Origin of the sequence: Leptospira sp. WS58.C1, from assembly GCF_040833995.1 — a bacterium.
GTDB lineage: Bacteria > Spirochaetota > Leptospiria > Leptospirales > Leptospiraceae > Leptospira_B > Leptospira_B cinconiae.
Genome location: NZ_CP162137.1, coordinates 742,086 through 752,500 on the forward strand (window position 1 = coordinate 742,086; position 10,415 = coordinate 752,500).

The 10,415-nt window shown below is 41.0% G+C and carries 10 protein-coding genes (1 of these 10 only partly in view); 8 read left to right on the forward strand and 2 right to left on the reverse strand.

Going from position 1 to position 10,415, the window contains the following annotated elements:
* Positions 1 to 33: 33 nt before the first annotated feature.
* The 4 genes from AB3N61_RS03465 to AB3N61_RS03480 all read left to right on the forward strand — a co-directional run bounded on the left by AB3N61_RS03465 (position 34) and on the right by AB3N61_RS03480 (position 4,347).
* A complete protein-coding gene (locus AB3N61_RS03465; RefSeq protein ID WP_036090975.1) occupies positions 34 to 480 on the forward strand; it encodes a DUF2147 domain-containing protein in 447 nt (148 codons plus the stop codon).
* Between the two features lie 120 nt (positions 481 to 600).
* On the forward strand, positions 601 to 2,115 hold the full coding sequence (locus tag AB3N61_RS03470) for a M14 family zinc carboxypeptidase (protein ID WP_367898487.1): 1,515 nt from the start codon (positions 601 to 603) through the stop codon (positions 2,113 to 2,115).
* 7 nt (positions 2,116 to 2,122) lie between these two features.
* A complete protein-coding gene (locus AB3N61_RS03475) occupies positions 2,123 to 3,046 on the forward strand; it encodes a DMT family transporter (RefSeq protein WP_020771506.1) in 924 nt (307 codons plus the stop codon).
* Between the two features lie 83 nt (positions 3,047 to 3,129).
* Positions 3,130 to 4,347 (forward strand): hypothetical protein, encoded by a 1,218-nt coding sequence (locus tag AB3N61_RS03480; RefSeq protein WP_367898488.1) that lies wholly within the window; start codon positions 3,130 to 3,132, stop codon positions 4,345 to 4,347.
* On the opposite strand, the gene AB3N61_RS03485 is transcribed toward AB3N61_RS03480, so the two are convergent.
* Positions 4,344 to 5,267 carry a hypothetical protein gene (locus tag AB3N61_RS03485; RefSeq protein WP_367898489.1) on the reverse strand — a complete coding sequence of 308 codons (924 nt, stop codon included), beginning with the start codon at positions 5,265 to 5,267 and terminating at the stop codon, positions 4,344 to 4,346. The genes AB3N61_RS03480 and AB3N61_RS03485 overlap by 4 nt on opposite strands.
* Positions 5,268 to 5,415: 148 nt before the next feature.
* Here AB3N61_RS03485 and AB3N61_RS03490 point away from each other — a divergent pair, with 148 nt between their 5' ends.
* Positions 5,416 to 6,534 carry a hypothetical protein gene (locus AB3N61_RS03490; RefSeq protein ID WP_020771424.1) on the forward strand — a complete coding sequence of 373 codons (1,119 nt, stop codon included), beginning with the start codon at positions 5,416 to 5,418 and terminating at the stop codon, positions 6,532 to 6,534.
* A 95-nt stretch (positions 6,535 to 6,629) separates the two neighbouring features.
* Complete coding sequence (locus AB3N61_RS03495) at positions 6,630 to 8,204, forward strand: methyl-accepting chemotaxis protein (RefSeq protein WP_367898490.1); 1,575 nt, start codon at positions 6,630 to 6,632, stop codon at positions 8,202 to 8,204.
* Between the two features lie 96 nt (positions 8,205 to 8,300).
* Here the strand turns inward: AB3N61_RS03495 and AB3N61_RS03500 are convergent, their stop codons facing one another.
* Positions 8,301 to 8,741 carry a carboxymuconolactone decarboxylase family protein gene (locus AB3N61_RS03500; RefSeq protein WP_020771395.1) on the reverse strand — a complete coding sequence of 147 codons (441 nt, stop codon included), beginning with the start codon at positions 8,739 to 8,741 and terminating at the stop codon, positions 8,301 to 8,303.
* A 309-nt stretch (positions 8,742 to 9,050) separates the two neighbouring features.
* Between AB3N61_RS03500 and AB3N61_RS03505 the strand changes: the two genes are divergently transcribed.
* Complete coding sequence (locus AB3N61_RS03505; RefSeq protein WP_367898491.1) at positions 9,051 to 9,755, forward strand: DNA-3-methyladenine glycosylase I; 705 nt, start codon at positions 9,051 to 9,053, stop codon at positions 9,753 to 9,755.
* Positions 9,756 to 9,922: 167 nt separating this feature from the next.
* On the forward strand, positions 9,923 to 10,415 hold the 5' portion of the coding sequence (locus AB3N61_RS03510) for a hypothetical protein (RefSeq protein WP_367898492.1). It continues 146 nt past the right edge of the window; 493 of the gene's 639 nt are visible here — the first part of the coding sequence; the start codon lies at positions 9,923 to 9,925; the stop codon falls past the right edge of the window.

The following is a 10,415-nucleotide window of genomic DNA, read 5'->3' on the forward strand; positions in this document are numbered from 1 at the left end:
TTGAAAACGAATTTTAGAATTTCAGGAAGTAATATGAAGAAGACGATTATAGGTACGCTCACTCTCCTTATTTTTTTCTCCGTAGGGGAATTGTTTGCCGATCCGGCACCGGTGGTTGGTAGTTGGAGAACCGTTAGCGAGGAAGGAAAAGAAGAGTCGATCGTAGAGATCTACGAGCAGGGTGGTAAAATTTTCGGTAAGATCGCAAAGTTAACCGATCCACTTGATAAAAACGGAAAACCTCATACTTGTACAGAATGTGACGGAACGGACAAAGACAAACCTGTTTTAGGACTGGTAATCATTCGTGGTTTAGCTCCCGATGGAGACAAATGGTCCGGTGGTAAAATTTTAGATCCTAACAACGGGACTTGGTACAAATGCTTTTTAAAAGCGGTAGACGGTGGGAAAAAATTGGAAGTCCGCGGTTACGTTGGGTTTTCATTATTAGGAAGAACCCAAGTCTGGCTTAAAAAGTAGACATCTTTCTTTTTTCCGGGGTAGGGAAGATGGATCCTCTACCCTGGAAATAATCTCGCATTTTACCGTTCCGCTCAATTCTTTCTTTTCTTCCCCATTCCCTTTCAAAAAACTACGACTGTGGCGGGCTTTCTTCGCGTCTTTCTACTCAAATTTTATTTTTGTACCTATTTAGTTTCCTGTTCCATTTTAAGGGAAACTATTCCTTCTCGACCATTAAACGACGGCTCCGTCTCGATTCTTTTGAAAATAGATAAAAACGCCAGGGAAGAATTCGAAAGAGTAACTTCTTGGGAAGTTCCTTATACGTTTATAGAGAAAGATTATAGTTATGCAGTGATCCATAAGGAAAAATTAAAAACATACGGTTTTCCTAAAGAAGGGATCAATATCGCAAAGGGTATGCCTTTCAAATATTATTCCGGAAATTACCAGAATTCCCTATCAGAATCCATTTTTGCATTAGCAGATATCAGGAAAGGTTATAAGGATAATATATTAAATTCTCATTATCTATATTGGGTACATCGACTTTTTCCGAGACATACGCAGCACAAGGTAATCGGAAAATCAAGTAGGGGTAGGGAGATTCCTGCAATTCTGCTCACTGACGTTGCCGTGCCGGATGAAAATAAAGTATCCGTCTTATTTAATTGTGCTCATCATTCAAACGAAGTAATTTCCGTGGAACATTGTTATGATGTGATCTATGAACTTTTGGCTCATAAGAAGAAGTATGCGGATATGTTTGCAAAACTCAAGATCTGGGTGGTTCCAATCGTAAATCCGGACGGCTCCAGAGTTTTCTGGCATGAGAATATGTCGATGGGAAGAAAGAACGGATATCCCGGTTGGGGACAAGTCTCCGAAAAGGAAAATCCAGGAGTAGATATCAATCGGAATTATCCATTCTTCTGGGGAAAAACAAAATCGAACCGAACTTCTTCCATGTCGAATAGCGTATTTTTCAGAGGACCGTATCCCGGTTCCGAGCCTGAGACACAAGCGATGATGAATTTAGCCGAAAAGGAAAGGTTTGTAGCTTCTATCAGTTATCATGCTTTTGCGAATTGTATCTTAGTTCCTTATACCAATGATGGAACCTCTAATCCGGAACCGGACTTTACTTGGAATTTAGCGAAGAGGATCGCTTCCGCCGTAGAAAGTAAAAACCCAAACCATAATTTCGGCGCTAAAAAAAATATCTACGCAGTGGACGGGGTGGATCAAGATTACTATTTCTTTAAGTACGGGACTCTCGCATACTTAGTTGAATCTTCTCACTTGAATCCTCCATATTCGGACGTACCGAAAATTATGGAATCTTTGAGACCGGCATGGATGATCCTTTTGGAAGAAATTGCCGATGGAAGTAAACTTTACTTCAAGATCAAAGACGAACACGGAAATCCTTTAGCGGCAAATATCAAATATGAAAAGGTCGTTTTTTATCATGGGGAAGTTAGGACTTCTCGAAAAGAAGATGGAATGTTTTTCCAATCCTTTCCCGGAATTAGAGGTATTAATTTGAAAGTGGAAAAGGAAGGATATGAGACAGTCAACTGGCAGGGCACCACTTGGAAATCTTGGAAGGCAGTGGAAATCGTTCTAAAGAAGAAAACCCCGGCACAATAATATCGGAATGAACAGATATAAAAACGAGGCCGCGCTGATCTTTTGCACCTTGATTTGGGGCGGGACATTCTCCGCTACAAAACTGAGTTTGGCCTCTATTTCTTCCTGTTTATTTATCGGTATCCGATTTGCGATCGCAACGTTCGTTTTTATTATTTATATTCTTCTGAAGAACCGAAAGGATCCCGTATCTTATCCGACTTGGAAGGCAAACAAATCTCTTTACTTCTTGGCCTTTTTATTGGGCTTTTGGATGTTTCTTGGATTCGCATTCGAGACAGTCGGCTTAAAATACACAACCGCTACTAAGTCCGGGTTTTTGACAGGGACCTTGGTGGTTATCACTCCTATTTTGCAGACTTTGTTTTTGAAACGTTTGCCAAGTTCCGGAAACTTACTGGGCGTGATCGTGGTAATGTTGGGACTATTCTTTCTTTCCGCAGAATCAACGGGAGAAGATCATAAATTTATAATATCTTATCACCTGGGCGATATACTTACTTTGGGTGGCGCGTTTTTCTTTTCTTTATATATTATTTATGTGGATAAGGCGAGTAAGTCCTGCCCTTTGGATATTCTCCTTTTGTCTCAAACATTAGTGACCAGTGTATTCGCTTTTTTTCTAGCATTTCTCTTACATTGGACGGAATTCGAACCATTGTTTATCAAAATGGATTCCAGAGTTATGCCTGCCTTATTCTATAACGGTTTGATCTCTTCTGTGGGAACTACATTCTTGCAGACAAAATACCAGCAAGGGATCTCTCCGACGAGAGCGGGATTGATCTTTTCTTTGGAGCCTGTATTCTCCGCAATTCTTGCCTATTTTACTTTGGATGAACGGATGGACGCAACCGGTTTGATCGGATGCAGTTTCGTGCTCACAGGTGTGTTATTAGCCGAACTTTTGGGTAGAGAAAAAAAATTTTAGAGCTTGTTCTATCCCATATTTTAACGAAAGTTTTGCAATTTTTTTGACTTTGATTTGTGGTTTAAAGGTCCGGAGTACCTGTCATGAAGCGGATTTGTTTTTTTGTATTTTTACTTTCTATTTCGGCTTGTAACCAAGCCAAATCCATCGATATAGACTCTGCCAAATCTCCCATTGGTCTACTCATGGATATTACCCTTTCCGAGGTACTTAACGGTAGAGATGCAGGCCCGGAGTTTATGGCTGCAGGGGATAATTGTTCCCTTTTTACTTCCAATGATGGAATTGTTTGGAGCATTCGACAAGGCGGCTCTACTCCTTTTACGGGTTGTTCCGGCGGAGTGATCTATGGACTAGCGCAAGGTAACGGAAGGTGGGTGGCTGTCGGTACAGTCAGCACCTCATATCAAACGAACTCGAATAATTGCGGTATTTGGAGCAGCGTCGACGGTGTCGAGTGGGTAAAACATGCCTGTCCAAGTCCAAACATATTAAGTTATTCTAATACTCCTCTTAGGTCAGTGGTTTATGGGAATGGGATGTTTTTTGCTTCCGGCCATAAGATGGGAACTGGAGCCAACGAGGACTATTATGGGTTGGTTAGTTCCGATGGGATGAGCTGGAATTTTAAAAAGTTAGGACCGACTCCGATTGTAGACGGAGGATTAAATTCTACCTGTTATCTTTCTGCGGATTCGGCAGGAATTCATTGTCTGGGAGAAACAGGATCCTATGCTTCATCCAGTGCGATCCTAAAATATAGTTTTGCAAGTTCTACTTGGGTTTCCGATTCAGATCAACCCGGATATTTAGGATATTCTAATATGCCTACTTCTCCACCTAACTATAATCCGAATACGTTTTGGTTTTCCAAAGGGCCGAACCAATCCCGTTTTTCTTTTGGAGAAGGAGACGGTGCGAATTACGTGAATCGAAAGCTTTCAGGAGGGGATTGGGAAGAAGTAGTTACGAATGAATTATTGGGGACCTACGACATTCTTCTGAATTCCATGGCCTTTAAGGGAAATATGATTGTTGCACTCGGAGACAATTGTACTTGGATGAATTCCTCCGATGCGGGTGCCAATTGGACCGGTTATGAATCGATCGGCAACTGTTCCTACGATAACGGTCAGCCGGACTTTTTAAGCTTAGCCTATAATCCGTACGTGAAATTATTTTTAGGAGCGGGAAGAGCAGGAAACGTAATTTATTCCGAAACAGGATTGGATCCTTCTTCTTGGACTATTTTGAATACCGGGTTTAGCGGTACGATTAATACTCTGATCTCAAAACCTTAGTTCTCCTGGGTGGAATTTTCAACACGTAAATCTTGAGTCGGGATTGGGATCTTTGCCTTGATCGCCGCTTCTCTAATCTTCGGATCTAATTGGAGAAGTTTTTTAATTGCGATATCCTGCCAATAGCGAGATCGATTTTCTTTAATAAATCTTTTTAGGAAATGGATCTCTGCACCTTTTGGACTTATTTCTTCCTTTCCGTAATATTTACTTTTAATATTAGAAGAAAAATTCGGATTTCCCTGTAGATAAGTATCCAGATTTTCCAGAACGTAGGTGCCCAAATAAGGCCTGCCATAAGTCGGATCTGTATCTTTTGGATAGGCGATAAAATTTCCTATAAATCGGATCTCTAATCCACCCGGATTTGTGAAAGAAAATTTAGATTTTTCTAATGGATCATATTCTATTCGGATGGAGTCGGTATGAAGAACAGTGTAGGTATGTGTTTGCACATGCCCATATTTGTTTACGGTAGTGTAGGTATGAGTTGTGGTATAAGAATAAGAGGCACTGTCCAATATTAAAGATTGGTTTTGCGGGAGTCTAGTGACTGCGAAATATTTAGGAGCACTTCCATCCGATTTTCCTAGCTGTAATTTTTTGACCCATAAAAATCTGTAATTTTCGTCTCCCTCCATTTCCTGCCCTGGATCTTCTAGATTAATTCTTAAAGTATTGTCCGAGAGAGAAGATATATGTGTTTCTTTTGGAATCGAATCTTCTAAACCTCTAAATATCCCATTCGAGATACCTCCCTGGGCAACGATCAGACCAAACGCAACTAAACCTTCTTCCCCAGGGACAGGATCTTCCAGCACAGGAAAGGTTTTTATACAACCCATGCTGAATACGGTTAAGTTTAGAAAAAGTAAGGACCTAAATCTCCAATCCATTGTTTCCATCTTAAAGTGTACCATTACTTATTCAATCCGTTTTGTTAGTTGACTCGAATTGGATCGAATAAATAAATAATGTTCTTTATAGTCCGTCCCAAAATAAACTATCAATAAAAACTAAGTGTCGGCCTTTGTGAGCCTCGACTTTTTGGAAAAACTCTTATACTACATGAAGCGAAATATCCGGGCAAAATTATTTTTTTTATTTTTGATCTTCTTTTTAACTCCAATCTATAATTTCGCTTCTCCCCCAAAAACGGATTTGGATGACGATGTCTTAAAAGAGATCCGAGATCATTATGACTCGGGACAGAAGGCAAACAAGTTCGATAGAGACTTAGGCATTCCTAAAGTCCCTAAGGCTAGGTTTTTTTCCATACAACCGGGCGGAAGTTACGATTTTATTTCCGACCTGGATATCAGCGGAAGAGGAAGGTCCGCTGCGATGACTACAACGTCTCAAAGGTCTAATTTCTTTTTTGATATCAGAAGTAAGGACTTTAAGATCAACGAGGCTTTTGGAGTTCAACTTCTGTTCCATTCCGCCCGAAAAGAGTTCGACAAACAATCCTATTCAGTACCTGCTCCGGATACAAGTTCTTCTTCCGATTCAAGTTCCTCTTCGTCTAGTAGCAGTAGTTCCGGACAGAATGATAAAAATTCGGTTACTGCGGATCTCGGAACTAACGTCAAAGTAGATTATAATTATATAATACCTACATTCTATTGGGGAAATCCGGACGTAGACGGATTTCGTATGGGGGTCGGTTTCGGATTAGCCGACATCAGAATGAGAGGGAATGTGGACTTTAGGGATCCCGGAGAAATGATCGGAAAATTGTATGGAGCAATGGGTGACAGAAATACTTTTTTGAATACATTAAGTTTTATACAATTGAGCTCCGGCTTAGTGGATCTGAGAAGCGGAGATCCGCTATTCAATTATCTTTTATTAAACTTAAGCCAAGGTAATAATTTGGAATTAATGGGGGCGTATCTTGCCAGCCAAGGCACCAATTTTTCTACGGATATTCTATCACTTTTAGTTTATACATCTTTGAAGGATGATTACAATCCTTTGGAATTATTAGCTTTGAGCGCACTGTCCAGAACCAGCATCAACGCTAAGGATAAACAAGTTTTTGCATACATGATCTATGTAGAAACGCCTAAATTCGGGTTCGTAAAAGCTAGGCTGAGTTGGCATGGACCGTTGTTCAAGGATTCCGGATATACCATCCACATGAGCACCCTCGAGTTGGCATTAATGATCCCAATCAACTTTTAATTCTTCTAAATTACATCCACATAATATCCCTGCTTGACACTCGGTCGATTCGAAGAGATTTTAGGCCAAAAACGAAACCGCCTAACCGAGGAATAATGAATAGAAATTTGGAACTAGAACGCCAAGGGGAAGTAGCCGCAAATTATCTGCGGATCTTTTTAACGATAGTTTTTATTTTCGGAACCGCATTTGGGCTAGCCTGGAAAAGCGGGATCCAATCGGTTTTAGGTTATTATATCGGTGGAATCATCGCATATTCCTTCATAATCTTCTTTTCCATTTTTGTAATGAAGTTTTTCGGTTACAAACCTTGGTTGAAATACGCCACAGTGTTTATGGAATTTATCGGTTATGCGATAGTACAGGCCGGGTATTTTGGAACGGAAGACCAATGGAAACCGAACGGGGTGTTGAGCCCTGCAAACTACGGGATCTATTTTTTGATTTTAGCGGGAACTATTTTTAGGTTCAATCCTAGATTCACTTTTATCACTTCCACCGTCTTGGCAGTTCAATTCACCGCGATGTCTATGGCACTCACTATTCTGAACCCGCAACTTCTCACTATGGGTTATGAAGGAATGGTCCGATTGAGATCTCCTCTTGTAATTTTAATGGGAGTATTTTTATTCGCATTCGGGGTTACGATCTCCTATGCAACCAAGTTCGTAAGAAGGTTGGTAGAAGAAGCACAAAGTGCGGAAGAACGGGCGATTCGAAATTATACCTCTGCGAAGGAAATTCTGCAAAGTTCCGAAATAGTAGCGGAAGAACTTCGCAAATCTTTAATTGATGTGGAAGACGTGGCTAAAGCAAACGAAGATAGTAGCCGCGATCTTGCTAGTATGGTGGAAGAAACGTCCGCCACTTTGGAAGAGATGGGTGCGAGTATTGAATCCATCGCAAAAATGGCGGAACAACAGGATGAATTCGGAGATGATACTTCCACTTCCATCGATAAATGGAAGGACCAAATGGTCCGAGTATTCGAAGCCGTTTCCTTTGCAAGAAGCCTAGGCGAAGGTTCGGCTGCCACAGCAATCGAGGGGGAGGGCACGGTCCGAGTTGCGTTAGACGTATTCTCTCAGTTTAAGGGTACGGTCCAGGAAGTGAGTAAGATATTAGGAGTGATCCAAGATCTTGCAGGGAAAACGAATTTACTTTCTTTAAATGCAGCCATAGAGGCGGCAAGGGCGGGGGAAGCGGGAAAAGGATTCTCGGTAGTAGCGGAGGAAGTGAGTAAACTTGCGGATTCTTCCTCCAGAAACGCAAAAGAGATCGTTAAACAGATCGGAGCCTTGGGAGAAGCTTCCGATACCAGCTCCGAAAAATTCGGAGAGTTGGTCCAGGCATTCCGTGAGTTGACGGCGGGGATCGGTTCAATCGGAGAAGCTCTTGCTCAAGTAGGGGACTCGGTAGACAAACAAAAAAGTTTATCTACCGAAGTGGAGGATAAAAACAAACAGATCCGTGAACTTTCCAAAGAGATGAAAAATTCGACATTAGAACAATCGAATGGAGCTAAACAGATCTTAGATGGGATAGAATATCTGAGTAAAAGATCTATGGAAATGTCCGAGATCACGGAAAAGCTTCGAACTAGTTTGGAAAGACTAAAAGGAACTTCTCAGTCTTTGACAAAAACCTTGGAAGCAACTAAGTTGGAATAGAAACAAACATTATAAATATTAAAAAATATTTCATACGTCCTTCGATCGGAAGTTGTCCCAAAAGGAACGTATGAAATACGAAACGGAAAGTATTTTTCAATTCGGAGCCGTCATCCCGGTGGAGATCGCAATCCGATTCCAGGAATTGATCGTATTGATTACGACGATCAAAGCGATAAATTCCTTTTCCTCAAAATGGGCTCGAACTCTCGTATACAGGTCATCCGGAACCCCATGTTCCGAAATTTTAGTCACAAATTCCGTTAATTCTAAAGCAGCCCTTTCTTTTTCCGTATAATAAGGCGCCTCTCTCCAAGCGTTCAAAAGATAGATCCTTCTTTCTTCTTCTCCTAACTTTCTGGCATCAACGGTGTGCATGTTGATACAAAAAGCGCAACCATTGATCTGAGAAGCTCTGATCTTGATCAGCTCATAAAGTTTGATTTCGATCCCTGAGCTCTTAGCAAAGTTTTCCATCTCTATCATTCTTTCGAAAACTTGGGGATATACTTTGGCATAATTGAATCTTGCGTTCATTTGTTTCCTCTTTTAAAAGAAAGACGCGCAAGGAGAGAGATTGTGACAATGAGTGGGAGATTTTTGAAAAGGCCCCGCCCTTTTTGGGTGGGGGCCGGTACGGTGGTACCCGCGAACAGCAAAGTCCTTGTATCAGATCTTCGCAATTTCTACAACTACATTTTAGTCGCTCTACTCATGTTGGAATTCCAACAAGTGAAGATATATTCTGCTCCTTTAAAGGTTTCGATTTTTTCTTTACTAAGAGAGATTTGAGTTTTTCATTTATATCTTATTTTACGATCTTATCGTTTGGATTTAGGAGTATAAATGGTTTCTTTTGACAAGATCCAAAAGCGGGCAGCTAAAAGAAAAGGTGGGGAGAAGGCTTTACAATCCCTTCTTCCCAAAGTAAATCCTAAAAGCAAACTTAGTCGCCTTTCGGATGATCGGGTGCTTAGTGAAATGGCAAAGCGGATCTTCTCTGCGGGCTTTGTTTGGAAGGTTGTGGAAAATAAATGGCCAGGATTTGAAGAAGCTTTTCTCGGATTTGATCCTGCAAAATTACTCAAGCAGCCGAATCGATTTTGGGACGCCTTACAATTGAACGAAAAGATCATACGCAATGCGCAAAAGATCTCTTCTGTGAGAAAGAATGCGCAGTTTGTCGTGGAGATCGCTCGGGAACACGGTAGTTTCGGAAAATTTTTGGCGGATTGGCCCGTCCAGGATCAGATCGGACTTTTGGATTTTCTTTCCAAGCATGGATCCAGGTTGGGCGGAAATACAGGGCAATACTTCTTACGTTTTATCGGAAGGGATTCCTTTATTTTATCTTCCGATGTTATATTATGTTTACGCGATGTAGGTCTTTCGTTGTCTTCTACTGGAAAATCCAAAAAGGATCTGTCGGCAATTCAAAAGCAGTTTAATGCCTGGGCCGAGGAAACCGGTTTATCTTATACACATTTATCTCGCATTTGCGCATTTTCGATCGGCGAAAATTATTCTGTAGAAGAGGAAATGGGGTCGTAAGATAAATTTTCTTAGGGGTTTCAGTCGATCATTAGGTAGTTTTACTAAGGAACCGTAAATTTCTGCGTAGTGTCCGATATTGATATTCAAACGGCTCTTTGATAAAATTGCAGTCGTTTGAATGCTGAAAAAGCTTTCTATTCATATCAATATCGAGAGATCCCATAATGCAAAACCGTGTCTTACCTTTCGCCTTACTTTTACTTTTTTCGCTCCACTGGCATTGTGGAGGAGATTCTAAAAGCGATTCTCTTGCGTTAGCCTTACTGATCCCCAATCGGAGTTGTTTAGTTTTGCCTAAAACGGTTCAAAGACAAGATAGCTCGACCACCACTTACCAATGTTCAGTCTCCGGGCTAGTATACACCTGTATTGATTCTTCCGGTTCTTCTTACGTAAGAACGTACCTCTCTGTAGAGACTGCTAAACTCGGATTAATCGAGGCGCCGATATTGAATTCGGCGATCTCCCAAAGAGGTTTGGAGAGCTATATGATTTTGGATTCGTCCAATGTAGCGAGTCAACATTATACATTTATTTACGATTCGTCGCAAAGAATAGTGTCAATGAAGGATGAGTTGTTCTCGCTTGTTTATACATATAGCAATTATGATGAGTTCGGCTTCCCAAAAAACGGAAACGGAGGGACTTTTAGTTATA

Bases quoted from the DNA above. Each gene is read 5' to 3' on its own strand.
- AB3N61_RS03465 (WP_036090975.1), top strand. From the start codon at position 34: ATGAAGAAGACGATTATAGGTACGCTCACTCTCCTTATTTTTTTCTCC.
- AB3N61_RS03475 (WP_020771506.1), top strand. From the start codon at position 2,123: ATGAACAGATATAAAAACGAGGCCGCGCTGATCTTTTGCACCTTGATT.
- AB3N61_RS03480 (WP_367898488.1), top strand. From the start codon at position 3,130: ATGAAGCGGATTTGTTTTTTTGTATTTTTACTTTCTATTTCGGCTTGT.
- AB3N61_RS03485 (WP_367898489.1), bottom strand. From the start codon at position 5,267: ATGGTACACTTTAAGATGGAAACAATGGATTGGAGATTTAGGTCCTTA.
- AB3N61_RS03490 (WP_020771424.1), top strand. From the start codon at position 5,416: ATGAAGCGAAATATCCGGGCAAAATTATTTTTTTTATTTTTGATCTTC.
- AB3N61_RS03495 (WP_367898490.1), top strand. From the start codon at position 6,630: ATGAATAGAAATTTGGAACTAGAACGCCAAGGGGAAGTAGCCGCAAAT.
- AB3N61_RS03500 (WP_020771395.1), bottom strand. From the start codon at position 8,741: ATGAACGCAAGATTCAATTATGCCAAAGTATATCCCCAAGTTTTCGAA.
- AB3N61_RS03505 (WP_367898491.1), top strand. From the start codon at position 9,051: ATGGTTTCTTTTGACAAGATCCAAAAGCGGGCAGCTAAAAGAAAAGGT.